We start from the raw sequence: 26,686 nt of genomic DNA on the forward strand, positions 1-26,686 counted from the left end.
TCCTTCGGCCGGCAGATTCTTCTCGATCACTCAGGACGTGCATCCGGGAGCATTGCCCTTCCCGCTGCTGACCGCCGTCAGGGCGGCGATCGCGTCGTCCAGCGTGCTGATCTTGACCAGCTGGATGCCCTTCACATCGGCATGCAGCGCGGCCGCACAGTTCGGCGCGGGCACCAGGAAGATCGTGGCGCCGTCCTCCTTGGCTCCGGCGATCTTCTGCTGGATGCCGCCGATCGCGCCGACCTGACCGACCGCGTCGATGGTGCCGGTGCCGGCGACGTGCTTGCCCGCCAGCAGCGGACCGGGGGTCAGCTTGTCGTAGATGGCCAGAGCGAAGGCCGTCCCCGCGCTGGGGCCGCCGATGTCCTGCCCGAGGTTGACGGTCACCTTGACCTGGGAGTCGACGCCGATGCTGATGCCCACCATCGGCCGGGTCTCTTCGCCCGGGGTGGCCGCGGTCTTCAGCTGGACGGTCTGTTCCTTCTTGTCCCGGCGGATCAGGAAGGTGACGGTCTCGCCGACCTTGTGCTTGCGGACGGCGTCGCCGACCTGCGGGATCTGGGTCATCGGCTGCCCGTCGACCTGCAGCACGACGTCGCCGGGCTTCAGCTTGCCGTCGGCCGGCGATCCCTTGGAGACCGTCGCGACCTTCGTGTGGAACGGCACCTTCGCGGCCTGCAACGCCGCGGCGACCGCGCTGTCCTGCGAGCCGGTCATCTCGGCGGTGTTCTGTTCCTCGACCTCGTCGGCGCTCTGGTCCGGCGGATAGATGATGTCGCGCGGGAACAGGTCGTTGTGCGGGTCGAGCCAGTTCCGCATCGCCTGCGGCAGCGTGAGCTCCCGGTTCGGCGAGGTGACCGAGACCGTGGTCAGGTCGAGCTGGCCGGTGGTCGGGAACGTCTCGTAGCCGGTGACCTCGACGACAGGCTTGTTCTTCGCCGTCCCCAGGGTGTCCTTGACCGGGCCCGGGCTGAAGGACACGAACGGCACGGGGAAGGCGGTCAGCAGTCCGAGCGAGATGACGAGCACGACGATCGAGGTGACCAGCGTTGCGGTACGACGTGTCACGAACCCTGCCCTGCGGTCTTGGTGGAATCCAACGTCTCGGCCGAACCGAGCTTCTTGCCGACGTGCCCCTCTGCCGAGCTCAACGACCGTGCCGGACCAACCGTCCCCGCCGTGTCCGAAGCGTTGCCTCGCGCGTCGCGGCCCAGCAGCCGGGCCGCGAAGGAGCGGCGGCGCGGAGTGGCCTGCGGGCCGGGAGCGGCCAGGGCGTCACTGAAGCGGCGGAAGTCCTCGACCGAGGCGAAGGCCCCGCCGGAGCGGCGCGGACCACGGCTGCGCCCACGCCACGCGGCCCAGCCCATGGCCAGGACTGTGGCGGCCAGCGGGAACGCCAGCCACGCCAAAACCTTCATCCGGCCACCTTCATGCGCCCAGCGTACGGGTCAGTGTGCGCCGACCCACTCGCTGGCACCGTCGGCGAAGTGCTGGTGTTTCCAAATCGGGACCTCGGCCTTGAGCTCGTCGATCAGCTGCCGGCATGCGGCGAACGCGACGTCCCGGTGCGCGGCGGCGACCGCCACGACAACCGCGGCGTCCCCGATCTGCAGGTCGCCGATCCGATGAACGGCGGCCAGAGCTGTCACCGCCGGGTCCGCACAGATCCGCTCGGCCACCAGTCGCAGCTGCTTCAGCGCGTCCGGGTGGGCCTCGTAGCTGAGCCGATCCACGGGCTTGGACTGGTCGTGGTTGCGCACAGTCCCGATGAAGAGCGCCGTTCCGCCCGCTGTGGGGTCGGACACAGCGGCCAGTACCTCGTCGCTGGACAGCGCTTCCGCGCGGATGTCCAGGAGCCTGATCGGGTCGCTCATGTCCCTATTCTCCCTTGGTTCACCACACCTCTTCACCACACCCCGTTCGCCGGGGGCGGAACCGACCGGTGGAACCAGTACGTTGGAGTTGTACGCCGTACCCGCACAGGAAGGCCACTCCGATGAGCGACGAACCGGACAACCCGTTCAAGGGAACTCCGTTCGAGGCCATGTTCCAGCAGTTCTCCGGTGCGGCCGGCGCGGGCGGCACGCCGGACCTGAACGCGATCTTCGCGCAGGTCCAGCAGTTGCTGAGCGGTTCGACCGACGGCAGGCCGGTGAACTGGGACCTGGCCAAGGACATCGCCCGCAAGACTGTCTCGGCCGCCGGTGACCGGTCGATCACCTCGACCGACAGCGACCGGGTCGCCGACGCGGTCCGGCTGGCCGAGCACTGGCTGGACGAGGCGACCACGCTCCCCGAGGTCTCCACGACATCCGCGGCCTGGAGCCGCGCCGAGTGGGTCGAGAACACCCTGCCCGTGTGGCAGACGGTCGTCGACCCGGTCGCCGAGCACGTCGCCGGGGCGATGGGTGGCGCACTGCCGGCCGAGGCCCAGCAGCTCGCGGGGCCGATGGCGGGGATGCTGCGTCAGCTCGGTGGTTCGATCTTCGGTGCTCAGGTCGGTCAGGCGCTCGGCGAGCTGGCGGGTGAAGTGGTGAGCTCGTCCGACATCGGGCTGCCGCTCGGCCCGACGGGTCAGGCGGTTCTGCTGCCGGACAACATCGTGAAGTTCTCCGAGGGGCTCGAGCTCGCGGACGAGGACGTCCGGCTGTACCTCGCGCTGCGCGAGGTCGCGCACCAGCGGCTGTTCGCAGGTGTGCCGTGGTTGCGGCAGCACCTGTTCGCCGCGGTGGCGGACTATGCGGCCGGGATCGAGGTCGACCGGGGCAAGATCGAGCGTGCGATGGCCGACATCGACCCGCAGAACCCGGAAGCCATGCAAGAGGCGCTCGCCGGCGGGCTGTTCGAGCCCGAGGACTCCGAGCAGCAGAAGGTGGCACTCGCCCGGCTCGAGACCGCGCTCGCCCTCGTCGAAGGCTGGGTGGACGACGTCGTCCGGCAAGCGACCAAGGACCGGATGCCGGCCGCCATCCAGCTAGCCGAGACGGTACGCCGACGTCGCGCCGCCGGTGGTCCCGCGGAGCAGACGTTCGCCACGCTGGTCGGCCTGCAACTGCGCCCCCGCCGCCTCCGCGACGCCGCGAACCTCTGGGCCGCCGTCCGCGACGCTCGCGGCGTCGACGGCCGCGACAACCTCTGGTCGCACCCCGACCTCCTCCCCAGCACCGCCGACCTGGACGACCCCATCGGCTTCGCCCAGCACGCCGGCGAACTCTCCGACATCGACATCACCGACTTCCTGGACAACCCACCCCCCAACGACGAAGACACCCCCAACCCCAAATAAGCAACATCCCACCCCGATCCGCACACCGCTCAGGCGCGGGCACGGAGACGGGGCACGGGGCTCAGGCGCGGGCACGGGACGCGGGCACGGGGCACAGGCGCGGGCACGGGACGCGGGCACGGGGCACAGGCACGGGGCACAGGCATGGGGCACAGGCATGGGGCGCGGGCACGGGGCACAGGCATGGGGCGCGGGCACGGGGCACAGGCACGGGGCGCGGGCATGGGGCGCGGGCAAGCAGACTCCGCCCCCAACCCGCCGAGCGCCCCACTGCCCACGCCCGTTTCCGGTGCGGATCGCGCCCTCCGAACTCCTCGAGCGCTAGCCCCAGCAGCAACCGCGTCAACGTCCGAAAGAACCGCACACCTGGTCTCCGGATCATCGGACGTTAACTGCCCCACTCACACAACGTCCGAAAGAACCGCACACCTCGTCTCCGGATCATCGGACGTTAGCTGCGGCGCTCCGCGGCGCCGGGGCTTGCGTTGGGTGGGGATCTTTGGGGGCTGGGGGACGGGGATTCGGCGGTTGGCGGGGTGGGTTGGGAGACTGGGTGGGTGCTTCTTGAGGATGCGGTGCGGGTTTTGACGGGGTGGGATGCGCCGGATGGGGAGCAGGAGGAGTTGCGGCAGGCGTATTTGCGGCATCTGGGAGCACATGCGGATGGGATGTGGCGGAGTTGCCGGTCGGCGCATGTGACGGCTAGTGCGTTGGTGGTGGACGGGGCGGGTGAGCGGGTTCTGCTGACGTTGCATCGGACGATCGGGCTTTGGTTGCAGCTGGGCGGGCATTGCGAGCCGGACGACACCACGCTGGCAGGGGCTGCGCTTCGGGAGGCGAGTGAGGAGTCCGGGTTGACCGGGCTCTCGATCGCGCCGATGCCGGTGCGGCTTTCGCGGCACGAGATCCTGGCGGGTGGGTGTGCCGGCGTGTACCACCTGGACGTTCAGTTCCTGGTGACGGCGGCCGCGAGTACGGCGTACGTGGTGAGCGAGGAGTCGCACGACCTCGCGTGGTTCCCGGTGGACGAGCTGCCGGCGGGTCTGGACGACTCGGTCCGGCAGCTGGTCGCTAGCGGCGTGCGCTGAGGTTGTCCAGCATGAGGTTGATGGTGAAGTCGAACCGGTCGTGGCCCGAGCCGGAGGTCAGCTCGGCCGCGTAGCGCCGGGTGTTGGGGAACTGGTCCTCGGGGAGCGCGCTGAACCGGCCGATGATCTCCTCGCGGCTGAGCACCCATTCGTCGGACTGGTTCTGCTGGCGCTGCTGCACAAGAGCGCGTTCGAGCGCATAGGCGTTCACGTAGAGGGTCAGTGCATCGCGGACCCAGGCAGCCGTCTTCGCATCGATCCCACCGGCGAGCAGGATCGACAGAATCCCCTCGCCCACTCGTAGCGCCTCGAGGTGCGTAGAGACCGTGGCCAGCGCGGCCCGGGACAGTCCGGGGTACTTCAGGTACTCGTCGCGCAGCTGCGAGTACACCTCGATCAGCTGCTGACGCCATGCGTCCGGATCGGGTTCGGGCAGCACGATCGCGGCGTACAGGCGGGCGATCAGCAGGTCGTCGAGGTCTTCCTTGTTCACGATGTGCGCGTACAGCGAGGACGGGCCGGTGCCGAGCACCGCGGAGACCCGGCGGACGGTCAGGGCGTCGTAGCCCTCGGTGGCGATCACCTGCAAGGCGGCATCCGTGATCCGCTCCGCGGTGATCGGTGCCTTCCGCGGCTTGGCCGGTGCTGTGTCCGTGGCGGGCGGCGCGTGGCGGGCGGCGCGGCGCTGTCTGGGGTCGGCGGGCATGGTCATGACTATAGCTTGACACGAACTTAGTTCGAAGAGTAGAACATTGTTCGTGAGCACCGAACAAAGTTCGTCAAACCAGACCGAGACGCCGCCCGCAACGGTGGCGCCACTCCCCCTTCGCCAGGCGTGGCTCGTCCTCGTCGTCGTGGTCATCGCCGAACTGATGGACCTCATCGACACCAGCGTCGCCAACCTCGCCGGCCCGTCGATCCGCGCCGACCTCGGCGGTGGCCCGATGACCCTGCAGTGGGTCCTGTCGGCCTACACCGCCGCCTTCGCGCTCGGCCTGATCACCTCCGGCCGGCTCGGTGACCTGCTCGGCCGCCGCCGGCTGTTCCTGCTCGGCATGATCGGCTTCACGCTCGCGTCACTGGCCTGCGGCCTCGCGCCCAGCCCCGCGTTCCTCATCGTCGCCCGGGTCTTCCAGGGCCTGTTCGGATCGGTGATGATCCCGCAGGGCATCGCCCTGATCAAGATCGTCTTCCCGCCCCAGCACCTGCGTAAGGCGCTGATGCCGATGGGTCCGATCATGGGCCTGGCGACCGTCGCCGGCCCGATCCTGGCCGGCTGGCTGCTGCACCTCGACCTGTTCGGCAGCCAGTGGCGCTCGATCTTCCTGATCAACATCCCGTTCGGCATCCTGTCGCTGGCGATCGGCTGGCGCGTGCTGCCGCGCTACAGCGGCGAGGACCGCAGCACCCGGCTCGACCTCGTCGGCGTGGGTCTGCTGACCGCCGCTTCGGCGTTGCTGATCGTGCCGCTCATCCAGGGCCGCGACCTCGGCTGGCCCGCGTGGACCTACGCGATGCTCGCCGGTGCCGTCGTCGCCTTCGCGCTGTTCGTCGGCTCCGAGCGTCGCAGCCGCCATCCGGTCATCACGCCGTCGCTGTTCGGCAAGCGCAGCTTCGTCGTCGGCCTGCTGATCACCGGTGGTTTCTACGCCTCACTCAGCGCCTTCGTGCTGATCGTCAACCTGCTGCTGCAGTCCGGCATAGGCTGGACGCCGCTGCAGACCGGTTTCGCCTTGATTCCCTGGGCAGCCGGTACGGCGATCGCCACCTTGGTCTCGGGTGCGGTGCTGGCCGAGAAGCTCGGCCGCGCCAACCTCCAGCTCGGACTGGCCATCGCCGTGGTCGGCCTGCTCGGCCTCTGGTGGACCACCGCCCACCTCGGTGACTCGATCACCATCTGGAAGTTGACCCCGGCGCTGTTCCTGACCGGCGTCGGCGCGGGTCTGCTGTTCATCCCGCTGTTCGACTTCATCCTCGGCGATGCCACTCCGGCCGAGGTCGGTTCCGGCGCCGGTGTGCTCAACGCTGCCCAGCAGTTCGCCGGAGCTATCGGTGTCGCGGCCCTCGGCACGGTGTTCTTCAGCCGAGTCGGCCAGCCCTCCACGCACTCCTACTTCGCCGCCGCCCAACTAGTGATGGCCATCTGCGCCGCGCTCTACCTTCTCGCGCTGGCGCTCGTCTGGCTGCTGCCCAAGCAGTCCCAGCAAGCCGGCCACTGAACCGCTACTACGACCGATCGAAAGCAGATACCGCGATGACGAAGACCGCCCTGATCACCGGAACCAGTCGCCCGCGCGGACTCGGGTTCGCGGTCGCCCAGCTACTGGCCGAGCAGGGCTATCACGTTGTCCTCACGGCCCGCGATGTCACGCAGGCCGAACCGCTCGCCGCACAGCTCCGCGACGCCGGCTACGCGGCGACGGCACTCCGGCTGGATCTGACCACACCGGCCGACATGGCCGCTGCCGCCGAGCACCTCAAGCAGTCGTTCGGACAACTCGACGTACTGATCAACAATGCGAGCGCACCTGTCGACTTCACCGTGCTCTCCGCACTCGAGGCGGATATCGGCGCTGTCCGGTCGGCGCTGGATATCGACGTACTCGGGCCGTGGCAGTTGGTGCAGACGATGTTGCCGCTGCTGCTGGCGGCTCCCGCGGCTCGGATCGTCAACGTCTCCAGCCGTTCGGCGCTGCAGATCGCTACCGGCCTCGATCTGAAGGCCAGTCTGCGCGCGCCGGCCTACTCGTTCGCCAAGGACGTTCTGAACGTCCTGACCGAGGTCCTCGCGCATGCGCTGGCGGACACGCCGATCCTCGTGAACGCCGTCGATCCCGGCGAGACAGCCACGCACCCCGAACGCGGTGACGATGCTGACGACCGCTCCGCCGCCGAAAGTGCGCGAGGCGTCGTCTGGGCCGCGACCTTGCCGGCCGGCGGTCCGTCCGGCGCCTTCTTCCGGGACGGCGAACCCCTTACCTGACTGGGCTTCGGCGGCGCCGGGGTGAACACCTACCTGATGTGTTCACCCCGGCGTTGCGTCTGTGGTGCCTCACTACTGCCCCACAATCCCCCTGTCCCCCCTGTACTGCGTTCCCCCCGCTTCCCCCGTGCATCCCCGCTGTACCGCGTTCCCCCACTGGTACCGCGATCCCCGCCGTACTGCGTTTCCCCCGCTGTACTGCGTTCCCCGTGCGTACTGCGATTTCCCCGTGTACTGCGATCCCCCGTGGATCCCCCCGGTTGTTCCCCCGTGATTCCCCGTGTCCGGTGCGCCGTCGGCCGATCCAGGGCTGGCCTCAGGTGCGGGCCCGCTCCCCCGAGCGGGCCTGTCGCGGCGGGCTGCACCAGTTGCCGATCTCCGCCCCTGAACGGCATCGGCGGTCGGTGCAAGCTTCCCCCGAAGCTCCCGCTGCATGGTGAACGAGCCACCACGGCGAAGGTGACGGGTCAGGGACGACGAAGTAGAGATCTTGTCGCATCCCAGCCCTCGAGGCCGGGATCCAGTTGCGCTAGGTCAGCAGCCGATCGCAGCCGGTGCCAACCGGGGCCGACCGCAACAGCATGGCGGCGAGGCTTCACTGCTTCGAGTTCGGCGAGGCTGGTGTCGAAGGTCGGGGCGGTGTCCCGAACCCAGGAAGCGATCGGGAGATTCACGCCGATCGCAGCCAGCGAACCATCGGTCGCCGGCGTGACCGCGATGTCGGCCGAGCCGAGAGCGCGGAACAGCTTGCCGATCAGCAACCCCGGAAGGTCCGGTACGTCGTGGCTCACGGCCACAACTGCCGCTGCGGGGCCGGCGAGCTCGATCGCCTCGAGCACGGGATTCGCCGCCGAGACCGGATAGACCGGCGTACCGGGCCAGGTCAGGTCGCGGATCGCAGCCAGCGAAGACTCGTCAGCGCCCGCCACCCCAACAGCGACGTCTACCTGGGCCAGATCGGCCAGGAGTTCGTAGGTGTCTTCGGTGAGGGCGTGGTGCCACGCAGTGAGCGTGCGGCCGGGCGGTGCCCAGGTGGGAGTGGCGGGAACCACCAGTACGACGACGCGGCGGTCGTTGGACGAGGTGGAGCGGCCAGACGCCATGGAGGTAGAGCGTAACGGCTGCTCAGATCGCGTCGTACCGGTCCCGGGCGGCCTCGACCTTGGGCATGTTGGCCGACGCCCAGTCCTGGATCGCCTCCACGAGCGGGAGCAGGCTCGCACCGAGCGGAGTGAGCTCGTAGTCGACTCGCACCGGCACCGAGGGCGTGACGGTGCGAGTAATCAGGCCGTCACGCTCCAGACTGCGCAGCGTCTGGGTCAGCATCTTCTGACTGACCCCTGCGATCCGGCGGGACAGATCGGAGTACCGCTGCGGTCCACCAGCGAGGCCGAGCAGGATGAGCGACACCCACTTGTTCCCGATCCGGTCCAACAGATGCCGGGCCGGGCACTCCGCCATGAAGGCGTCGTAGTCGCGAGCAGCCGCCTCCCGAAGTTGAGCGGCAGTACGCGTCGGCATGGCTCTCCTCGTCGTGCGGTACGCACTCCGAAGTACGTACTTACCAAGAGAGAGTAACTCTCCGAAAGTGGAGCTACCAACAGACTCTGGACGAGGGAGAACATGAACATGCGCGCACTGGTGGCCCGGCGGCTCGAGGGACCGGACTCACTGGAGCTGATCGAGGCTCCGCTGCCCGAACCTGGCCATGGCCAGGTTCGGATCAAGGTGGCCGGAGCCGCGATCAATCCGATCGACCTGATCGTCGCCACGGGTGTGGCGGTGCAGGTCGGTCTGACTGCACCGCGGGAGCAGTTCGGCATCGGCTGGGACGTCGCTGGCGTCGTCGACGCGAGCGGACCAGGCGCTGACCTCGCAGTGGGTACGGCGGTGATCGGACTGGCCGATCGACTGGGCAGACCGCTCAAGACACACGCGGAGTACGTCGTACTGGATGTGACCGCGGTGACGCCCGCACCGAAGGACATGGAGCTCGTGCACGCGGCAACCATCCCCCTGAACGCCCTGACCGCGCTGCGAGCGATCACGCTGTTCCAGCTGTCTGCTGGAACAGTGCTGGTCACTGGCGCGGCCGGTGGCGTGGGCGGCTACGCGGTTGAGCTGGCGAAGCACTCCGGCCTGACGGTGATCGCCACCGCCGGTGAGCAGGACGAGGAGTACGTCCGGAGTCTCGGCGCCGACCACTTCGTCTCTCGAGCAGAGGACCTGATTACCGCTGTCCATGCGATCGCTCCGGCCGGAGTGGACGCTCTAGTGGATGCGGCCGACCTGGAGATAGCAGCACAGGAGGCCGTCCGCAGTGGCGGTCAGCACGCGCATTTCCACTCCGGTCCGACACCACCGCCGATGCGCGGGATCACGATGCACCAGATCCTCATCCAGGCCGATGGAGCCGAGCTCGCGCGGTTGGCCGAGCTGGCTGCGGCAGGGGTGATCTCGACCCGGGTGGCCGGCACCTATCCGCTGGCGGACGCAGCGACGGCGTACAAGCGGCTTGCGAAGGGCGGCGTGCGCGGGCGGCTGGTGCTCATCCCCTGACGGCCTGGTGGAGCTGGAGTGCGACCTGGAGGTTCAGGCTGCGCTCCGGCGACTGCCACTCAGCGCCAAGCAGGGCTCCGACTCGCTCCAGCCGCTGCTGCACGGTGTTGGGATGGATGTGGAGCTCGGTGGCTGCTCTGGTCGGACTCTGGCCGGCTGCGAAGTAGGCGTGCAGTGTTCCGACCAGATCGGTGCCCCGCTGCGCGTCGTACTCGATCACTGCCCCGAGAACGTGCTGAACATGAGCCTGTACGTCGATCTCCGACGCACCGACCAGCCCCGCTACACCCAGGTCGTCCGGCGTCGCGGATTCGTTGCACCGGCCGAGGCGCACCATCGTCGTCACCAGCCGAGTCGCTTGCCGGTGTGCATCCACGAGCGCCTCGCCCCACCGAGCGGGACCCACCACCGCGATGGTGACCGCGGCACGCTTGGCTACCTCGACCAGGTCCCGAGCCGCCGCAACCGCGTCGGTCCGAGCGAGCAGCAGCACCAGATCACCGGCGTACGAACCGGACAGCACCAGCTTGTCCGCGACCGGGGCTGACAGCCGAGCCCGTACGGCGCTGTGGTCGCCGCGGCAGACGGCCACCACGAAGTGGTCGTGGACTCGGCCAGGTGCCAGCAACCGGAGCCGCTCGGTCAGGGCAGGTACGTCACCGCTCCCACTAAGCACATCGGTCAGCAGATCAGCCTGTGCCCGTTGCGACTGCTCTGCGGCCTGACGGCGGAACAGCAGGACAAGTGCGGTGACAACAGCCGCACGCTCGACGATCCGCTGGTCTGCAGCGGACAGGTCGTCGACACCGCCAATGACCAACGCTCCAAGCCGTTCGCCCTTGGCTGTTACCGCGACGACCCAGCAATCACCAGCTCGGGCCAGCCGGCCGGACAACGACTCCCGCCACGGCACCGCCGTACCGGCGTGACAACCGGCTACGGCGAGTTCGTTGCCGACGGCATCGACCAGAACGACCCAGACGCCGAGCAGCTCGGCCAGCGCGGCAGCGACCGCGTCCACATCGCCACCCGAGAGCACGATGTCGGCGAACCGATCATGGGCAGCTGCAGCGTGCTCAACCCCCGCATGGGCCAGCGAGACCGCATCGAGCGCCGCTGCGGTCTCGGCAGCCGCACGGACCTGCACGATCGTGACGGCCGCCAGCGCTGCCAAGGAGCCGAGCAGCAGCACCTCCTCCCGGCTGAACGGGCGCGCGGTCCGGTTCGACGCGAACAGCACTCCGACAAAGGCCTCGTCCACGATCAGCGGCGTACCGCAGATGGCGACCAGCCCCTCGTCACCGACGGCATGGTCAATCGGACCGGTGTGATGGAAGCGCTGATCGGACGGATAGTCGGTCGTCCAGTACGGCCTGCGGGTTGACGCGACCAGTCCGCCCAGCCCGGCGCCCAGCGGCACTCTGAGCTGTTGAAACGCAGCCGACAGCGATCCGTCGGTTGCTCGCATGTACGTGTCACCACGAGCCTCGTCGTACAAGGTCAGGTAGGAGACGTCCGCACCGACCAGCGTGCGGGCCCTGTGCACGATGGTGTCCAGTACGCCGCTCGGGTCGCTCGCAGAGGCCAGCTCGCGAGCCACCTCGACCAGCGCGGTCAGCTCAGTCTCGCGCTTCTTGCTGGCGTCGATACCGGCCCGGATGCGCAGAGCGAGGTCCCGGGCGACCGCATCCTCACCTGCCACCCGGGCCAGCTCGCTACCGGACGCATCCTCGGCCAGTAGCCGCAGAAGCTCCCTCATCCTCGCGATGATGCCACCTACAGAGCTGTAAGGTCCCGCTCACGGGTTTCGGAGTACAAGGTGACCGCCAGGATCGAGATCACCGCACAGACCGCGACGTACACCGAGATCGCGTAGCCGGAGTCATAGGTCTTCAGGAGTGCGATCGCGATGAACGGCGCCAGACCGCCGGCGATGATCGACGCCAACTGGTAGCCGACGGACACACCTGAGTAGCGCACGCGGGTCCCGAAGAGTTCGGTGAAGAACGACGCCTGTGGTCCGTACATGGCACCGTGCAGCACCAGTCCGATCGTCACAGCGAGCGTGGCCAGGCCGAAGTTCTTCGTGTCCACCAGTGCGATGAAAACGAAGCCCCAGACGCCCACTCCGACCGCACCGATCAGATAGACGGGTTTGCGACCGATGCGGTCCGACAGCGCGCCCCAGAGCGGGATGGCACAGAAGTGGATGGCTGCGGCGATCAGAACGGCGTTCAGCGCGAAGGACTTGCCCAGACCGAGATGCTCCTTCGCATAGGTCGCGATGACGATGGTGAAGATGTAGTAGCTGACGTTCTCCGCCATCCGTGCACCCATCGCTGTGAGCACCTCACGCGGGTACTGGGTCAGCACCTCGACCAGCGGCATCCGGTCCGCCGGTTCGTGCCGTGCACGTGCGGAGACGAACACCGGAGACTCCTCGATCTTCAGCCGCACCCAGAGCCCAACCAGAACGAGCACTGCGGAGAGCAGGAACGGAATCCGCCAGCCCCACGAGTTGAACGCGGACTCCGACTGAAAAGCCGCCAGCCCGGCCAATACGCCGTTGGCGATCAGCTGTCCAGCAGGAGCACCCGCCTGCGGCCAGGACGCCCAGAAACCACGCCGTGCCGGATCACCATGCTCCGACACGATCAGTACGGCGCCGCCCCACTCACCGCCGAGCGCGAAGCCCTGGATGAGCCGCAGCACGGTCAGCAGGATCGGTGCGAGGGCTCCCACCTGTGCGTACGTCGGCAGCAGGCCGATGGCGAAGGTGGCGACCCCCATCATCAGCAGGGACAGCACCAGCAGGTTCTTGCGTCCCAACCGGTCGCCGAAGTGCCCGAAGACCACTCCGCCGATCGGACGCGCGAAGAAGCCCACTGCGAAGGTGGCGAAGCTCAGCAGGGTCCCGGTCAGCTGTTCACCCTTGGGAAAGAACAGATCGCCGAACACCACCGACGCGGCGACGCCGTACAGGAAGAAGTCGTACCACTCCACCGTCGTACCGACGAGGCTCGCACCGACGACGCGGACGATGGATGGACGAGTACGGACCGGGTCTGCTGCTGTCATGGGGCCCTCCAAGACCTAGTGGGCGGTCCAGCCGCCGTCGAGTACGAATGAGCTCCCCGTGATGGAGGCGGAGGCCGGTCCGCACAGCAGTGCGACCAACTCCGCGACCTCAGCCGGCTCGATCAGTCGTTTCACCGCGACTGGTTCGAGCATGACGTTGTTGAGCACCTCAGGCTCGGTCAGCCCGTGTGCCCTCGCCTGGTCCGCGAGCTGAGCCGTGACGAGCGGCGTACGGACGTAGGCAGGGTTGACGCAGTTGCTGGTCACACCGCGCGCCGCGCCTTCCAGTGCGACGACTTTGCTGAGTCCTTCGAGACCGTGCTTCGCAGCGACGTACGCCGACTTGTAGGCACTGGCCCGGAGCCCGTGGACCGAGCTGATGTTCACCACGCGTCCCCAGCCCGCGGCATACATGTGCGGAAGGGTCTGACGGATCAGGCGGAACGGTGCCTCGACCATGAGCCGCAGCAGATAGCTGAACCGCTCGGGCGGGAACTCCTCGATCGGTGCGACGTGCTGGACCCCGGCGTTGTTCACCAGGATGTCCACGTCGGTAGGCAACGCAGCCAGGCTGTCCAGGTCGGACAGGTCCGCTACTAGCGACTCCACGCCCGCGGAGGCGGGGACCGAGACACGGTCGACCGCCACCACCTGGACGCCGTCCGCGACGAGACGTTCGACACAGGCGGCACCGATGCCGGAGGCAGCTCCGGTGACGAGGGCGCGGCGGGTCTCCATGGCGGACGACTGTAGGAATCCCAGCCGTTCCGCACTATGGGATGCGAGCACACAGCCGAGGCTCGGAGCATGGTTTCCGGCGCCACTTGGGTACGAGTTCGGCTATCAATCCTGCCTGCGCTGATAGGTGGATCTATCGTGGAGACATGGTCGATATCGAGCAGCCGAAGAAAAAGGCCGCGGGAGTCCCCGCGGTGCTGTCGTCGTTCAAGTTCGGCTTCCGTGAGATGGGCCCGGCCCGGACCGGCAAGGTGTTCTTGAAGATGAACCAGGACGGCGGCTTCGACTGCCCGTCCTGCGCCTGGCCGGATCCCGACCACAAACGTAAGCACGCGGCCGAGTTCTGCGAGAACGGCGCCAAGGCGGTGGCCTGGGAGGCGACCCGCAAACGGGTGCCGCGGGCCTTCTTCGCGGAGAACTCGGTCGAGCAGATCCACGAGATCTCGGAGTTCGACCTGGGCAAGCTCGGCCGGATCACCGAGCCGATGCTGCTCCGGTCCGGCGCCACGCACTACGAGCCGGTCGGCTGGGACGAGGCGTTCCAGGTCGTCGCCCGGCACCTGAAGGCGCTGCCCGACCCCGACGACGCCGTCTTCTACACCTCCGGCCGGACCAGCAACGAGGCCGCGTTCCTCTACCAGTTGTTCGTCCGCGCCTACGGCACCAACAACCTGCCCGACTGCTCGAACATGTGCCACGAGTCGTCCGGTACGGCGCTCAACCGGGTGATCGGCAGCGGCAAGGGCGCGGTCACGCTGGAGATGCTCGAGGAGGCCGAGCTGATCGTGGTCGTCGGCCAGAACCCGGGCACCAACGCGCCCCGGATGCTCAGCCACCTCGAGATCGCCAAGCGCAACGGCGGCGACATCGTCTCGGTGAACCCGCTGCCCGAGCCCGGCCTGATGAACTTCAAGAACCCGCAGAAGGTGAGCGGCTGGATCGGCAAGGGGACGGCGCTCGCCGACCAGCACCTGCAGATCCGGATCGGCGGCGACCAGGCACTGTTCCTTGCCATCGGCCACCTCTTGCTCCAGGCCGAGGCGGACAACCCAGGCACCGTGCTGGACAAGTCCTTCGTCGAGACCTACACCAGCGGCTTCGAGCTCTACTCCAAGCACAACGCGGAGCTGGACTGGGACGCCGTCGAGCTCGCCACCGGCCTGCACCGGGCCGAGATCGAGGAGCTCGCCCAGCGGTTCCTCAAGTCCAAGGCGACTGTGATCTGCTGGGCGATGGGTCTGACCCAGCACCGCGAGGCGGTCGCGACGATCAGCGAGATCGTCAACGTGCTGCTCCTGCAGGGCAACATCGGCAAGCCGGGCGCCGGCCCGTGCCCGGTCCGCGGGCACTCCAACGTCCAGGGCGACCGCAGCATGGGCATCTGGGAGAAGATGCCGGACGCGTTCCTGGACAAGCTGGATGCCGAGTTCGCGTTCACGTCGCCGCGTGCGCACGGCATCGACGCGGCGGACACAGTGAAGCGGCTGCGCGACGGATCCGTCCGGGTCTTCTTCGCCATGGGCGGCAACTTCGCCTCGGCGACGCCCGACACCGAGGTCGTGCACCGCGGGCTGCGCGAGTGCGACCTGACCGTGCACGTCTCCACCAAGCTGAACCGCTCCCACACGGTCACCGGCCGCGAGGCGCTGATCCTGCCGACGCTCGGCCGGACCGACCACGATCGGACCGCGAACGGTCCGCAGTCGGTGACCGTCGAGGACTCACAGGGCGCCGTACACCTCTCCACCGGCAACCTGACTCCGCCCGGGCCCGAGATGAAGTCCGAGATCGGGATCGTCGCCGGGATCGCGCAAGCCGTCGTGGCGGATGTCGGGCAGATCCCGTGGGCGGACTTCGCCGACGACTACAGCCTGATCCGGCAGCGGATCGGCCGGGTCGCCGACGGGTACGAGGACTTCGAGGACCGGCTCCGGGCGAACGAGGGCGGCTTCCTGCTGGCCCATGCGGCACGGGACAAGCGCGAGTTCAAGACGTCGGACGCGAAGGCACAGTTCACCGCGAACGACCTGAGTTGGTTGCCGACGGCACCGGGCAAGCTGCTGCTGCAGACCTTGCGCAGCCACGACCAGTTCAACACCACCATCTACGGCCTCGAGGACCGCTACCGCGGCATCCACGGCGGCCGCGAGGTGATCTTCGTGAACCCGGAGGACCTCACCGAGCTCGGGCTGACCGACGGCGCGTACGTCGACATCGTCAGCGAGTTCCAAGGGGTCGAACGGCGTGCGTCCGGCTTCCGCCTGGTCTCGTACCCGACCGCCCGCGGCTGCGTCGCGGCGTACTACCCGGAGACGAATGTGCTGATGTCGGCCGACGACCTGGCCAAGGGCAGCAACACACCGGTGGCGAAGGGCCTGACGGTCAGGCTCGAGCCAGCCGCCTCCTGAGCAACGGCTGCGCGGCGGCCAGCGCCATGGCCGCCGCAGCGTTGACCAACCACAGTCCTTCGGGACCTGCGGTCTCCAGGAGGTGCGTCACGATCAGTGGCGCGACGGTGGTGGCCACACCCCAGCAGAGGCCGAAAACAGCGAGGTAGCGAGCGCGTCCGTCGTCTGGCGCGAGACCTGCGGCTTGCGTCAGGTAGCGGGTCTGCAGGAACGCCACCCCGACACTCCAGAACGCGGTGGCGAGCAAGAAGGCCGGCAGGCTGCTGGCGAACGCACAGACGACCAGACCGGCGGCCAGCAACACGTAGCCGGCGCGCATCGCTTGGAAGTCGTCGAGCTGCACCCGCAGGAGCCGCTGCGCGAGGATCATCGTCACCGCGGAGACCGCCAGGATGATGCCGACGTGCGAGGCCGGCAGGCCCTGCTCAAGCAGAGTGAGCGGTACGCCGACGATCAGCTGCATGTAGATCGTCGCGAACACGGTGCCACTGGCGAGCAACAGCAGCAACCGGTGATCGCGCCACGCCGAGACTCCACCAGCTCGCACCCGTTCCCGCCGTACGTCACGAGGGAGCGCGAGACCAACCAGAACCGCGCAGGCCACACAGGTGATCGCGTCGGCGACGAAGAGCCAGCGCAGGTCCCAGTGACTGACCGCCGCGGCCAGTAGTCCGGCCAGGACACCGGCGACTGCCATTGCCGAGCCATGCAGCCCGTACGCCGCTGGGCGGTCGGCAGGCTCGGTGACGTCAGCAATGGTCGCCTGGCTGGGCGGTTCGTAGATCTCGAACGCCAGGCCGAGTACGACGGCCGCCACCATCGCGGACCCGAGCGTCGTACTCGCGGCGATCCACAGCTGTGCCCCGGCGCAACCGATCAGGCCGAGGACAATCGTGCGCCGACGGCCGATCCGGTCGGCCAGCAGACCCCCGAGCAGGCGGGACGGGATCGTGGCGAGTCCGAAGAGCGCGACCACGAGGCCGGTCCGGCTCAGCGACGCGCCGAACTCGACGGTCAGCACGATCGCCAGGAACGACAGCGAGAACGCACCGATCCGGTTGACGGCGCGGGCAGCAACGAGCACCCAGACCGTGGTGGGCAGGCCGCGCCACGGAGCGATCAGGGTCCCGACAGCACTCATTACCGCCTCCATGACTGTCTAAGTGGTTATGATCGGTCACGCATGGTCGAGCGTACGGAGGAGAGTCGTGACTGGTCAAGTGTCTTTTGATAGTCATGCCCGGAGCGTGCTGGCGGCATCGGTCGAGTACGTGAACCGGCTGACCCCTGGCTTCTCCGGTGGTTCGCCGTACGCCGGTCCTGTCGACCAGGCACAGGCGGTCGCGGATTCGCTGGTGGCGATCGGCTACCCGCAGCCGCATGTGCGCCCGGAGGATGCGCGGCGCCTGACCGAGCTGGCCCGACGGATGCGCATCGTCTTCGAGGCGGCGCACACCGGCGACCTCGACCGGGCGGCGGACGAGATCAACGCGCTACTGGTCGACACGAACGCGCGCCCGAAGCTCGACCGCCGTGAGAAGGGCTGGGGCCTGCATTTCCACGGCCCCGACGACACCCTCGTCAACGGCTGGGCCGCCGGCTGCGCGGCCGGTCTCGCGCTCGCGGTCGGCAGTGATCTGGCCGGTCGCCTCGGCGTCTGCGCCGCACCGCAGTGCGACCGGGTCTTCGTCGACACCTCGAAGAACGGTCAGCGACGCTTCTGCTCGCCCCAATGCCAGAGCCGGGTGAAGGCCGCGGCCCACCGAGCCCGGCAGGCGACCTGATCGCCGCCTAAGTTCTGAGTCATGCCGACCACACTGCGCGCCTACGTTCCGGCCGATGCCGTCCCGACCTGGCGGGTCTACTACGCCGCAGTCCGGCGGACGGCCATTCGCGACTACACCGAGGAGCAGGTGCGCGCCTGGGCTCCGGACGAATCAGAGGTGGATGCCCAGGCCTGGGCGGATCGCCGGGCGGCCGCGCACACCTACGTGGTCTGCGTCGACGACGTCGTCGTCGGCTTCAGTGACTTCACCGACGACGGGCTGCTGGACATGCTCTTCGTGCACCCGGATCACTCAGGCCGAGGCATCGCCCGGCTGCTGGTCGAGAAGGTGCAGGACGAAGCAGGCAAGCGCGGTCTGACCCGGCTGATCACGCATGCGAGCCGCACCGCCCGCCCAGCCTTCGAGTCATTCGGATTCGTCGTCGACCGCGAGAACCCCACCAACCAGACCCGCAGCGGCGTGATCATCCCGAACTACGACATGCACTACGACCTGCCCTGACGCAGTACCGGGTGGTCGAAGTCCGTGTGGTCCACCACCACGTCCGCGAGCGACTGCGGCACCACCTGATCGACGTACAGGCGTTCACCGGGGATGTACCTGGTGCGGTAGCGCTCCGCCGCTGCAGCGGCGGACTCCATCCAGGCCTGGTCCCGCTCGGTCCCCCGGCGCAGTACGACGTCGAAGTCGACGTGCAGGTAGATGCGCAGGTCCCAATGGTCAACGAGCTCCGGTCGCATCGAGAAGCAGCCGTCAACGACAAGCACCGCATCGACGGCTGCTGTCTCGATGGCAGCTGCGAGTGCCGTCCGCGCATGCGTCGGCCGCATGCCCGAGACAAATCGGCGATCGCCACCTGGCCCGAGCGGCAGCAGCAGCTTCGAGAGAATCGCGTCGAGGTCCCACGTGTCGTAGTAGTAACTCTCCGGCGACTCGATCGGGTACGCGGTCCGCAGCGCCGGATCCTTCTTGAAGTAGTCGAGGCCGACCCGGATCACCTCCCGATCGGTCCGCTCCCCCAGTACGACGGCCAGCTCGTCGGCCAGCGTGGTCTTGCCGGCCGCAGACGGACCGTCGATCACCACCCGCACCGGATGCGGCCGCTCGACAGCGAGGACAAGGTCGGCAAGTTCGGACAGAAGCTCACTGGACGCCACCCCACCAGTGTGCCGCCCAGCAAGCGCTGTTGCCGGCGCCAGTTAACGTCCGAGGATCCGAAGGGCCTGGTCGGCGTGTTTTCGGACGTTAAGCGCCGGGAGCTCTCAACGGCCGATCCACGGAAGATGACTGCCGCTCCGTGACAGTAGAAAGTCCGTGAATCTCCTGCCCGCGCCGTTCGTGCGCCTCTGCGGGGATCTGCTGCCGCTGGGAACCTGTTGCGATCTGGCGGGCGGCGTCCTCCCCAAACTGGTTTGGGGAGGATTTGGGACCGATTCGGGGGGTGAATGCTCCCCGGTCCGCCCTCCGGGGGGAGGAGACTCTCGGCGGACCGATTTGGGGAGCGGGATCGCGACGGGTGATCGGTCGCTGTAGCTGAGGGCTTTGGCTGGCCAGGAACCCCGCCTTCCTGAATGTGCTCGTCCCGTCCGGCCGCTCGGATTCGGCCGGCGGCGTACACGGTGGCTGGTCGCCGCTGCGGCCGGATTGACTGAGACGGGTGGCTGGGCGGGTCTGTGGCTGGGCCGGATGGCGAGGCCGGTGACCGAGGTTCCCCGTCGCCTGTGGCTGACGGGCTGTGGTTGCTCCCGACGATCAGGAGGCCTGGTAGCTGGCCCGCCGCCGTGGTTGCTCCCGACGATCAGGAGGCCTGGTAGCTGCCCCGTCGCGGTGGTTGCTCCCGACGGTGAGGAGGCCTGCTAGCTGCCCCGTCGCGGTGGTTGCTCCCGACGATCAGGAGGCCTGTCAGCTGACTCGCCGCCGTGGTTGGCCACTGCGGTTGGGGTCGTCTGCCTCGCCTGCCTGGCGTGCGGAAATTTGGCTGGATATCCGTTCAAGTTGGCCCTTCTCTGCTCAAATATTGAGGGGAGAACCGTCAACTTGCGGGGAGATCCCCGCGTTTTCCGGGACCGCAACCGAAGCCCGGAAGCTCAGGCGACGGGCAGGCGGTCACCGGCCTCGCCATCCCCCTCAGCCACAGACCACGCCCACCTAGCGCTTCAGTAGATCGGCCGCCGCGGCGACCAACCACCGGCTACGTGTCCGGCCTGTCCGGTGCGGCGCGAATCGGGGGCACACCAACACCCCGCGAACACGCACTAACCGCGACCAGCCGCCTCGTTGCATCTTTGTGGAGTCCTACTGCCGCTGGGTGGCAGTAGCACTCCACAAAGGCGAGCTTCCGCGCGCTGCGATGCGGCCGGCTGGCTGACTCGGCACGGGCACTCGCCGCTGCGGCCGGATTTACTGAACGCAGGGTGGCTGGGATTGCTTGTGGCTGGGCGGCATGGTGCGGTCGGCGACCGAGGTGCACCTTGCCTGAGGGCGGACGGGATATGGCTTGAGGTGGGTGGAGTCCTATCGGCTGCGGACAGCTGCTGGGGAGCTGGAACACCTGACCAGGCGTCCCAGCTCCCACGTCCTGTACGCGGTCTGGCCCTTGGACAACCAGGGATCAGCCGACGGGGGTTAGTTCGCGCTCGGGCTCCGAGGCAGGCGGAGCGGCGTGTTTGGCGCGGGGGCGGAGCCAGCGCGGGGCCCACCAGTTGGCGTCGCCGAGCAGGATCATGATGCTCGGCAGGACGACCGCGCGGATGATCGTCGCGTCGATCAGGATCGCCACCGCGAGGCCGACGCCGAGCTGCTTCATGTCCAGGGTGCTGAGCGTTGCGAAGACTGCGAAGACCCCGATCATCACGGCTGCGGCACTGGTGACCACACCGGCCGAACCGGTGATGCCTTCGGCAACGGCCTGTTTGGTCGGCACCCCGCGCAGGACCGCTTCGCGGATCCGGCTGACCACGAACACGTGGTAGTCCATCGACAGCCCGAACAGCACCACGAAGAGGAACAGTGGCAGCCACGACACCACCGCGCCGTTCGACCGGAAGGCGAGAATCCCTTCTGCCCAGGTGTTCTGGAAGACCGCGGTGACCACCCCGTACGCCGCGCCCGCGCTCAGCAGGTTCAGTCCGATGGCGGTCACCGCGACCACCACCGACCGGAACGTCACCATCATCACGATCATCGTCAGCAGCAGCACGAACCCGATCACCAGCGGCAGTTTCGCCTTGGTGTGCGCGGCATAGTCGACATCGGCGGCCACGAAACCACCAACCGCATACTCCACCCCTGGCACCTTGCCGACCGTCTGCGGCATCAGCTCCTGACGCAGCTTGGTCAAGGAGTCACGCGCCTGCTGACTGCCACCCTCGAACGGTGCGGCGACCTCGAGCACCGTGACCGTGCCGTCCTTGGAGACTCGCGGCTCCTCCAGGCCGTCCTGCGCGAACAGCCGGTCGCTCTTCGTGCGCTGCACCAGATCGGCCAGCGCGGCCTTGACCGCGGGTGCCTGGTTGGCCGGTGCCTTGATCGCGACCTCATGGCTGGTCCCCGTGCTCGGGAACGCGGCCGTCAGCCGGTCGTACGCCTTCATCACCGGAGTCGTCCGCGGCAGGTCCTCGGTGCCGGGGAACTTCAGCGTCATCCCCAGCGCCGGCGACGCCACGGCGAGCAGCGCGGTCACCGCGACGAGCAGTGTGGCCACCGGGTGCTTCAGCGCCGGCTTGAGCACGGTCGGCCAGAACCGCGGCTGGGCCTTGTTAGCCGTCAACCGCCACAGCAGCGGGATCCGCGGCTTGTCCACCCAACGGCCGAGCTTCGCCAGCACGGCGGGCAGCACGGTGAGCGAACCGATGACGGCAACCGCCACTACCAGGATCGAGCCGACCGCGAACGACGAGAACACCGCGTCCCGCGCCAGGAACAACCCGGCCATCGAGATGATCACCGCCGTACCGGAGACGACGACTGCGTGCCCCGACGTCGCGGCGGCGATCTCGACCGCGTCGACGTGACCGCGGCCCTTCGCCCGCTCCTCACGCTCGCGGCGTAGGTAGAACAACGAGTAGTCGACGCCGACCGCCATCCCGATCAGCAGGATCACGCTGTTGGCCGCCTCGACCGCAGGCACCAGTTGCGAGGCCGCCGCGGAGAGCCCGATCGCTGCGATCACCGCCGACAGCGCCAGCACGAGCGGCACCGACGCGGCGATCAGGGCGCCGAAGGCGACCAGCAGGATCGCCAGTGTCACCGGCAGACTGAAGATCTCGGCGCGCTTGAAGTCCTTGCCGAGGGTCTCCTGCAACGCCTGCCCGATGGACAGACCGCCGACCTCCTCGATCCGGAGCTGTGGATACTGCTGCTGGATCTGCGCCGTGGTGTCGAGCAACGGTTTGACCCGCGTGTCGTCGTCGCCGTCCTTGAGCGTCACCCGGACGATCAGCGCGTCCTTGTTCGGCGAGGGCATCGGCTGCGAGACGTCCGCGACCCCACCGAGGGCGCGCATCCGCTGGGCCACCACGCCGGCCGCCTTCGCCGCCTCGGCCTGGTCGAGTGTTCCCGAGGGTGCCGTGATCAGCACGCTCTCCACGTCCGGATCGGCGAAGTTGCCGTCCTTGACGATCTGCTCGGACCGGCTCACCTCACCGATGTCGCCGTTCCCCTCGGCCTTCTTGGTGCCGGTCACCGAACCGATCGCGAAACAGGCGATCACCACCGCCACCCACATCGCGATCGCCCGCCACGGGTGGGTCGCGCTCCACCGCGCGGCCCGCACCGTGATCTGTCCCCTGGCCATACCGTCCTCACCCTCCGCGCCCCTCAGGCGCCCCCACGCAGCGCACCTGACGGGCGCCGGCTACGGGCTAAAGCCTGGTCGCTGGGGAGCCTCGGCGATATGCAGGTAGCCACCGAACCGACCCTGAGGAAAACCCCACCTCGCCCCCTGGGGCTAACCCGAAGAGACGGATTTGACTACAGAGAGTGATTGGACGATTACAGCAAACAGCTCGCCGGTGACGCCGCTCAGAAGTCCTCGAGGTCGAGCGACGAGGCAGCGGAGACGCCTTCGAGATAGCCCTCGGCACGCTCGGCCTTGGGGTAGCGGTGCACCAGCTTCCAGAAGGCGGCATCGTGCGACGGCTCGATCAGATGGGCCAGCTCGTGGACCAGCACGTAGTCGACCACCCAGGCCGGCATCGACTGCAAACGGGTCGACAACCGGATCGATAGGTCGGCCGGCGTGCACGATCCCCATCGTCTGTTTTGGTTCGAAACCCACCTCACGGACGCAGGTTCGGGCACTTCGGGGAGGTGGCGACACGCGAGTTCGTGTGCTCTGGCCAACAATTTTTCGTCCGACACGCGGGACCGGCTGCGCTGCTTGTCGAGCCGCGCGAGCATGGTCTCCACCCAGCGCGCCTCCTCGACGGCGGAGAGCCGGTCCGGCATCAGCACGATCACCCGCTCGCCGTCCCGGTAGGCACTGACGGTCCGTTTGCGTCGCTTGCTGCGGCGGATGTCCACGAACGGCGGGATCGGACGCGGCGGGGAGTCGGCCATAGGTCAAAAGCTACCCGCAGATTCCGACAACTTTCTTCGGTCCACATCCTGTGCACAGACGTTTTCGCAGGTCAGACGCCTGTTGTGGGGACCACCGATGTCGGTTGTTCACACCTTGTTCCCCCACCCGTCCACAGCATCGGACGGCGCGTCCCACAGCTTGCTCACAGAGTTATCCACAGGGGTGGACAACGCGGGCTTGTCCTGACGGCGGGCATCTCCTAGCGTCGTCCTCAACAGGCTCCCGGACCTCCTCCGGAGCCGCCCGGAGGGGAAGCCGAGCGGTTTCGGAGGAGGACTCCCGGGGGCCTGTTCCGTATCCCCGAGAATCCCGGAAAGGGGTTTCCCAGGCGGCCCTGAGCGGGGCTCCGGCGGCGAAGTGGGCTTGAGCACGGCTCAGAAGGCCGTATGGTGAATCCCGATTGGGCCGAACGGCCTACGGCAGGAAGGTCTGCCGTTAGCATCCACGACCGGCTCGGTGACAACCCCGGGCTGATTTCAGAACCAAGGAGAGGGCCCTCATGGCAGAGACCTGGAGCGGCGAGTTCTACTGCGTCAAGTGCAAGGCCAAGCGCACCGCCGACGGCGAGGTCAAGGTCAACGACAAGGGCACGCGCATGGCGAAGGCCAAGTGCCCCGAGTGCGGTACGAACCTGAACCGGATCCTCGGCAAGGCCTGACGTACCACCTGCGGGGCGGTGACTGGCCGGACACGGTCCGTCACCGCCCCGACGCCGTTCGATGACGACCTGCAATCGTCCCGAGCGGCCCCGGGGGACCCGCGACTTGGGCGACCCGACAGAATGGGGGTGTGTCGGACCTCCCCCGCAAAGCGCTGAGCCGGACCGCGAAACTCGCCAGCCTTCCGCTGGGCGCCGCGGGCCGGGCCACGGTCGGCCTGGGCAAGCGGATCGGCGGTGCGCCGGCCGAGGCCGTGCTCGCCGAGTTCCAGCGCCGGACCGCCGAGCAACTGTTCTCCGTCCTGGGTGAGCTCAAGGGCGGCGCGATGAAGTTCGGGCAGATGCTGAGCCTGATGGAAGCGGCCATGCCCGAGGAGCTCGCGGCGCCGTACCGGGCGACGTTGACCAAGCTGCAGGACTCCGCTCCCCCGATGCCGATGTCGACCGTGGACACGATCCTGTCCCGCGAGCTCGGCAAACGCTGGCGCGATCGGTTCACGGAGTTCAACGACAAACCGGCCGCCGCCGCGTCGATCGGCCAGGTGCACCGGGGCACGCTGAAGGACGGCCGCGAGGTCGCGATCAAGCTGCAGTATCCGGGCGCCGCCGAGGCGCTGCGCGCCGACCTGAAGCAGCTCGGCCGCTTCGCCCGCACCTTCGGCACGCTGGTCCCCGGCATGGACATGAAGCCGTTGGTCGCGGAGCTGCAGGAGCGGATCGGCGAGGAGCTCGACTACGACCGCGAGTCCCAGGCCCAGCAGCAGTACGCCGATGCCTTCAAGGACCACGCCGAGTTCGTCGTACCGCGGGTCATCAAGCACTCCCCGACCGTCATCGTGTCGGAGTGGATCGAGGGCCGGCCGCTGTCGTCGTTCATCGCCGACGGCACCAAGCAGGAGCGCGACGAGATCGGGCTGAAGTACGCACGCTTCCTGTTCAGCGGCCCCAAGTACGCCGGTCTGCTGCACTCGGACCCGCATCCCGGCAACTTCCGGGTGCTGGCCGACGGACGGCTCGGCGTGGTCGACTTCGGGCTGTGTGCCCGCCTGCCCGAGGGACTGCCCCCGGCGATCGGGCGGTTGCTGCGGATCTCGCTGACCGGCGACGGGCCGGCGATCCATGACGGGCTCGTCGCCGAGGGCTTCATCAAGCCGCGGATGGAGATCGATCCCGAGCAGCTGATGGACTACCTGGCGCCGTTCGCGGAGCCGGCCCGAGAGGACAGCTTCCAGTTCAACCGGGCCTGGATGCGCGCGCAGGCGAACCGGACCAGCGACTTCCGCTCCCCCAACGCGACGCTGGCCTTCAAGCTCAACCTGCCGCCGTCGTACCTACTGATCCACCGGGTCTGGATCGGCGGCATGGCGGTGCTGTCCCAGCTGGAGGCGGAGGCACCGTTCCGTTCGGTCCTCGAGGAACTGCTGCCAGGCTTCACGGATCACCAGTAGACGGAGTCGAGCTTCCCCTCGATGCCGCGGACGTTCTCGCGGGCGCAGACCTCGCAGTACAGGAGTTGGCGGCCGTTCTCCATCGAGGTGGCCCAGGTCAGCGGGACGTCTTCGGAGTCGGCCTGCCGGCCGCAGAGCGCACAGGTAGCACTAGCCATGGCAGTAGTGTGCACCCCGTGCGCTGGCGGATCCACGAGGAACAAGAAGTCTGGGCCAATCCCTGGCTGAGCGTGCGGCGACTCGATGTGGAGCAGCCCGACGGACGCCGGGTCGACTACCACGCCGTCCGGCTCGCAGACGTCGCTGCGGCGGTGGTCACGGACGCCGAGGACCGGGTGCTGCTGATGTGGCGGCACCGCTTCCTCACCGACACCTGGGCCTGGGAACTCCCGATGGGCATCGTCGAGGCCGGTGAGGCGCCGATCGACGCCGCGGCCCGCGAGGTCGAGGAGGAGACCGGCTGGTGCCCCGGACCGCTCACCGACCTGATCCGCTCCCAGCCGGGCGCCGGGATCATGGACGCCGTCCACCACGTCTTCCGCGCGACCACGGCCACCCGGATCGGCGAGCCGACCGAGCGCAACGAGTCGGACCGGATCGAGTGGATCCCGCTGGCCGACGTACCGGCGATGATCGCGAACGGCGAGATCGTCAGCGGGATCAGCCTGGTCGGCCTGCAGCAGGCCCTGCTGCAGCGCCTGAACCACGCCTAGACGTGCCGGAGGGCGGCCCCCCGTCCGGGGTTGCCGCCCTCCGATCGTTCAGCTGGTCAGGCTGTGGTGCTGCCTGCCGAGCCGGTCCTCCCTACGGACCGGCCGGGCCGGCTTTCAGTGGTTGTGTTTCAGACGAGGCGAGCGAGTGCGAGGCGCGCGCGTGCGCTGGCCCTCTCAGCTCGCAGGCTGGCCCGCTCGGCAGTCTTCTGCGCCCGCTCGATCTTCTGAGCCAGGCGGAAGCGCCGGTTCTGCTCCGCGTCGTGCAGCGTCGACTGTTGATGAGCACGCGCGAGATCTTCGTGAAGTAAATGCATTTCAAGGCTCCTGTGCGAAATCTGGTTCTTCATGGTCTGGTTGTC

The 26,686-nt window shown here is 68.2% G+C and carries 26 protein-coding genes; 11 read left to right on the forward strand and 15 right to left on the reverse strand.

What is annotated here, in order from left to right; genetic code table 11:
• Positions 1-30 precede the first annotated feature (30 nt).
• Genes OG474_RS06100 through OG474_RS06110 form a run of 3 tightly spaced genes read right to left on the reverse strand, consistent with a single transcriptional unit; the run spans position 31 to position 1,874 of the window.
• Positions 31-1,068 (reverse strand): PDZ domain-containing protein, encoded by a 1,038-nt coding sequence (locus OG474_RS06100; RefSeq protein ID WP_405061212.1) that lies wholly within the window; start codon positions 1,066-1,068, stop codon positions 31-33.
• Entirely contained in the window at positions 1,065-1,418 is a 354-nt protein-coding gene (locus tag OG474_RS06105) for a hypothetical protein (RefSeq protein ID WP_405061213.1), read from the reverse strand. The genes OG474_RS06100 and OG474_RS06105 overlap by 4 nt, the downstream gene beginning before the upstream one ends.
• Positions 1,419-1,448: 30 nt before the next feature.
• Positions 1,449-1,874: a molybdenum cofactor biosynthesis protein MoaE gene (locus tag OG474_RS06110; RefSeq protein ID WP_405061214.1), complete on the reverse strand. Its 426-nt coding sequence runs from the start codon at positions 1,872-1,874 to the stop codon at positions 1,449-1,451.
• Positions 1,875-1,996: 122 nt separating this feature from the next.
• Here OG474_RS06110 and OG474_RS06115 point away from each other — a divergent pair, with 122 nt between their 5' ends.
• Together OG474_RS06115 and OG474_RS06120 are read left to right on the forward strand one after the other, a co-directional pair.
• Positions 1,997-3,286 carry a zinc-dependent metalloprotease gene (locus OG474_RS06115; protein ID WP_405061215.1) on the forward strand — a complete coding sequence of 430 codons (1,290 nt, stop codon included), beginning with the start codon at positions 1,997-1,999 and terminating at the stop codon, positions 3,284-3,286.
• Between the two features lie 557 nt (positions 3,287-3,843).
• Positions 3,844-4,374, forward strand: coding sequence for an NUDIX hydrolase (locus OG474_RS06120; RefSeq protein ID WP_405061216.1), 531 nt, complete (start codon positions 3,844-3,846; stop codon positions 4,372-4,374).
• On the opposite strand, the gene OG474_RS06125 is transcribed toward OG474_RS06120, so the two are convergent.
• Positions 4,358-5,080 carry a TetR/AcrR family transcriptional regulator gene (locus OG474_RS06125; RefSeq protein WP_405061217.1) on the reverse strand — a complete coding sequence of 241 codons (723 nt, stop codon included), beginning with the start codon at positions 5,078-5,080 and terminating at the stop codon, positions 4,358-4,360. The genes OG474_RS06120 and OG474_RS06125 overlap by 17 nt on opposite strands.
• A gap of 52 nt (positions 5,081-5,132) precedes the next feature.
• On the opposite strand from OG474_RS06125, the gene OG474_RS06130 reads away from it, so the two are divergent.
• Positions 5,133-6,593 (forward strand): DHA2 family efflux MFS transporter permease subunit, encoded by a 1,461-nt coding sequence (locus OG474_RS06130; protein WP_405061218.1) that lies wholly within the window; start codon positions 5,133-5,135, stop codon positions 6,591-6,593.
• A gap of 35 nt (positions 6,594-6,628) precedes the next feature.
• On the forward strand, positions 6,629-7,357 hold the full coding sequence (locus OG474_RS06135) for an SDR family NAD(P)-dependent oxidoreductase (RefSeq protein WP_405061219.1): 729 nt from the start codon (positions 6,629-6,631) through the stop codon (positions 7,355-7,357).
• A gap of 467 nt (positions 7,358-7,824) precedes the next feature.
• Here OG474_RS06135 and OG474_RS06140 read toward each other — a convergent pair whose 3' ends face one another.
• Entirely contained in the window at positions 7,825-8,460 is a 636-nt protein-coding gene (locus OG474_RS06140; RefSeq protein WP_405061220.1) for a hypothetical protein, read from the reverse strand.
• A gap of 22 nt (positions 8,461-8,482) precedes the next feature.
• Positions 8,483-8,878, reverse strand: a complete 396-nt coding sequence (locus OG474_RS06145; protein ID WP_405061221.1) for a winged helix-turn-helix transcriptional regulator — start codon at positions 8,876-8,878, stop codon at positions 8,483-8,485.
• 108 nt (positions 8,879-8,986) lie between these two features.
• Between OG474_RS06145 and OG474_RS06150 the strand changes: the two genes are divergently transcribed.
• Entirely contained in the window at positions 8,987-9,916 is a 930-nt protein-coding gene (locus OG474_RS06150) for an NADP-dependent oxidoreductase (RefSeq protein WP_405061222.1), read from the forward strand.
• Here the strand turns inward: OG474_RS06150 and OG474_RS06155 are convergent.
• From OG474_RS06155 to OG474_RS06165, 3 genes are read right to left on the reverse strand one after another with little or no spacing between them, the layout of a single operon-like run.
• A complete protein-coding gene (locus tag OG474_RS06155) occupies positions 9,906-11,675 on the reverse strand; it encodes a helix-turn-helix domain-containing protein (RefSeq protein ID WP_405061223.1) in 1,770 nt (589 codons plus the stop codon). The two genes, OG474_RS06150 and OG474_RS06155, sit on opposite strands and share 11 nt — an antisense overlap.
• Positions 11,676-11,692: 17 nt before the next feature.
• Positions 11,693-12,994: an MFS transporter gene (locus tag OG474_RS06160; protein WP_405061224.1), complete on the reverse strand. Its 1,302-nt coding sequence runs from the start codon at positions 12,992-12,994 to the stop codon at positions 11,693-11,695.
• Between the two features lie 15 nt (positions 12,995-13,009).
• The gene (locus tag OG474_RS06165; protein WP_405061225.1) at positions 13,010-13,732 is read right to left on the reverse strand and encodes an SDR family NAD(P)-dependent oxidoreductase; all 723 of its coding nucleotides are present in this window, start codon (positions 13,730-13,732) and stop codon (positions 13,010-13,012) included.
• Positions 13,733-13,878: 146 nt separating this feature from the next.
• Between OG474_RS06165 and OG474_RS06170 the strand changes: the two genes are divergently transcribed.
• Entirely contained in the window at positions 13,879-16,140 is a 2,262-nt protein-coding gene (locus OG474_RS06170; RefSeq protein ID WP_405061226.1) for an FdhF/YdeP family oxidoreductase, read from the forward strand.
• Here the strand turns inward: OG474_RS06170 and OG474_RS06175 are convergent.
• On the reverse strand, positions 16,115-17,281 hold the full coding sequence (locus tag OG474_RS06175) for an MFS transporter (RefSeq protein WP_405061227.1): 1,167 nt from the start codon (positions 17,279-17,281) through the stop codon (positions 16,115-16,117). The two genes, OG474_RS06170 and OG474_RS06175, sit on opposite strands and share 26 nt — an antisense overlap.
• A gap of 67 nt (positions 17,282-17,348) precedes the next feature.
• Here OG474_RS06175 and OG474_RS06180 point away from each other — a divergent pair, with 67 nt between their 5' ends.
• Positions 17,349-17,924, forward strand: coding sequence for a CGNR zinc finger domain-containing protein (locus OG474_RS06180; RefSeq protein WP_405061228.1), 576 nt, complete (start codon positions 17,349-17,351; stop codon positions 17,922-17,924).
• Between the two features lie 21 nt (positions 17,925-17,945).
• Complete coding sequence (locus tag OG474_RS06185) at positions 17,946-18,428, forward strand: GNAT family N-acetyltransferase (protein WP_405061229.1); 483 nt, start codon at positions 17,946-17,948, stop codon at positions 18,426-18,428.
• Here OG474_RS06185 and OG474_RS06190 read toward each other — a convergent pair.
• The 3 genes from OG474_RS06190 to OG474_RS06200 form a co-directional block, all read right to left on the reverse strand.
• Entirely contained in the window at positions 18,413-19,084 is a 672-nt protein-coding gene (locus tag OG474_RS06190; protein ID WP_405061230.1) for a uridine kinase, read from the reverse strand. The two genes, OG474_RS06185 and OG474_RS06190, sit on opposite strands and share 16 nt — an antisense overlap.
• A 1,454-nt stretch (positions 19,085-20,538) precedes the next feature.
• Positions 20,539-22,722 carry an MMPL family transporter gene (locus OG474_RS06195; protein ID WP_405061231.1) on the reverse strand — a complete coding sequence of 728 codons (2,184 nt, stop codon included), beginning with the start codon at positions 22,720-22,722 and terminating at the stop codon, positions 20,539-20,541.
• A 227-nt stretch (positions 22,723-22,949) separates the two neighbouring features.
• On the reverse strand, positions 22,950-23,486 hold the full coding sequence (locus OG474_RS06200; RefSeq protein WP_405061232.1) for a YgjP-like metallopeptidase domain-containing protein: 537 nt from the start codon (positions 23,484-23,486) through the stop codon (positions 22,950-22,952).
• A gap of 521 nt (positions 23,487-24,007) precedes the next feature.
• Between OG474_RS06200 and OG474_RS06205 the strand changes: the two genes are divergently transcribed.
• Positions 24,008-24,166 carry a DUF5679 domain-containing protein gene (locus OG474_RS06205; RefSeq protein ID WP_012922897.1) on the forward strand — a complete coding sequence of 53 codons (159 nt, stop codon included), beginning with the start codon at positions 24,008-24,010 and terminating at the stop codon, positions 24,164-24,166.
• Between the two features lie 131 nt (positions 24,167-24,297).
• Complete coding sequence (locus OG474_RS06210; RefSeq protein WP_405061233.1) at positions 24,298-25,614, forward strand: ABC1 kinase family protein; 1,317 nt, start codon at positions 24,298-24,300, stop codon at positions 25,612-25,614.
• On the opposite strand, the gene OG474_RS06215 is transcribed toward OG474_RS06210, so the two are convergent.
• Positions 25,605-25,772 carry a hypothetical protein gene (locus OG474_RS06215; RefSeq protein ID WP_405061234.1) on the reverse strand — a complete coding sequence of 56 codons (168 nt, stop codon included), beginning with the start codon at positions 25,770-25,772 and terminating at the stop codon, positions 25,605-25,607. The two genes, OG474_RS06210 and OG474_RS06215, sit on opposite strands and share 10 nt — an antisense overlap.
• An 18-nt stretch (positions 25,773-25,790) precedes the next feature.
• Here OG474_RS06215 and OG474_RS06220 point away from each other — a divergent pair, with 18 nt between their 5' ends.
• Positions 25,791-26,327, forward strand: coding sequence for an NUDIX hydrolase (locus tag OG474_RS06220; protein WP_405061235.1), 537 nt, complete (start codon positions 25,791-25,793; stop codon positions 26,325-26,327).
• A 128-nt stretch (positions 26,328-26,455) separates the two neighbouring features.
• Here OG474_RS06220 and OG474_RS06225 read toward each other — a convergent pair whose 3' ends face one another.
• On the reverse strand, positions 26,456-26,674 hold the full coding sequence (locus tag OG474_RS06225; RefSeq protein ID WP_405061236.1) for a hypothetical protein: 219 nt from the start codon (positions 26,672-26,674) through the stop codon (positions 26,456-26,458).
• Positions 26,675-26,686 lie beyond the last annotated feature (12 nt).

The organism is Kribbella sp. NBC_01505 (assembly GCF_045040285.1).
In the GTDB taxonomy this organism is placed as follows: domain Bacteria; phylum Actinomycetota; class Actinomycetes; order Propionibacteriales; family Kribbellaceae; genus Kribbella.

Coding starts and splice junctions, on each gene's coding strand:
- OG474_RS06145 (WP_405061221.1), bottom strand. CDS start 8,878: ATGCCGACGCGTACTGCCGCTCAACTTCGGGAGGCGGCTGCTCGCGAC.
- OG474_RS06105 (WP_405061213.1), bottom strand. CDS start 1,418: ATGAAGGTTTTGGCGTGGCTGGCGTTCCCGCTGGCCGCCACAGTCCTG.
- OG474_RS06175 (WP_405061227.1), bottom strand. CDS start 17,281: ATGAGTGCTGTCGGGACCCTGATCGCTCCGTGGCGCGGCCTGCCCACC.
- OG474_RS06185 (WP_405061229.1), top strand. CDS start 17,946: ATGCCGACCACACTGCGCGCCTACGTTCCGGCCGATGCCGTCCCGACC.
- OG474_RS06135 (WP_405061219.1), top strand. CDS start 6,629: ATGACGAAGACCGCCCTGATCACCGGAACCAGTCGCCCGCGCGGACTC.
- OG474_RS06170 (WP_405061226.1), top strand. CDS start 13,879: ATGGTCGATATCGAGCAGCCGAAGAAAAAGGCCGCGGGAGTCCCCGCG.
- OG474_RS06195 (WP_405061231.1), bottom strand. CDS start 22,722: ATGGCCAGGGGACAGATCACGGTGCGGGCCGCGCGGTGGAGCGCGACC.
- OG474_RS06200 (WP_405061232.1), bottom strand. CDS start 23,486: ATGGCCGACTCCCCGCCGCGTCCGATCCCGCCGTTCGTGGACATCCGC.
- OG474_RS06225 (WP_405061236.1), bottom strand. CDS start 26,674: ATGAAGAACCAGATTTCGCACAGGAGCCTTGAAATGCATTTACTTCAC.
- OG474_RS06110 (WP_405061214.1), bottom strand. CDS start 1,874: ATGAGCGACCCGATCAGGCTCCTGGACATCCGCGCGGAAGCGCTGTCC.
- OG474_RS06155 (WP_405061223.1), bottom strand. CDS start 11,675: ATGAGGGAGCTTCTGCGGCTACTGGCCGAGGATGCGTCCGGTAGCGAG.
- OG474_RS06150 (WP_405061222.1), top strand. CDS start 8,987: ATGCGCGCACTGGTGGCCCGGCGGCTCGAGGGACCGGACTCACTGGAG.
- OG474_RS06160 (WP_405061224.1), bottom strand. CDS start 12,994: ATGACAGCAGCAGACCCGGTCCGTACTCGTCCATCCATCGTCCGCGTC.
- OG474_RS06115 (WP_405061215.1), top strand. CDS start 1,997: ATGAGCGACGAACCGGACAACCCGTTCAAGGGAACTCCGTTCGAGGCC.
- OG474_RS06165 (WP_405061225.1), bottom strand. CDS start 13,732: ATGGAGACCCGCCGCGCCCTCGTCACCGGAGCTGCCTCCGGCATCGGT.
- OG474_RS06140 (WP_405061220.1), bottom strand. CDS start 8,460: ATGGCGTCTGGCCGCTCCACCTCGTCCAACGACCGCCGCGTCGTCGTA.
- OG474_RS06125 (WP_405061217.1), bottom strand. CDS start 5,080: ATGCCCGCCGACCCCAGACAGCGCCGCGCCGCCCGCCACGCGCCGCCC.
- OG474_RS06215 (WP_405061234.1), bottom strand. CDS start 25,772: ATGGCTAGTGCTACCTGTGCGCTCTGCGGCCGGCAGGCCGACTCCGAA.
- OG474_RS06205 (WP_012922897.1), top strand. CDS start 24,008: ATGGCAGAGACCTGGAGCGGCGAGTTCTACTGCGTCAAGTGCAAGGCC.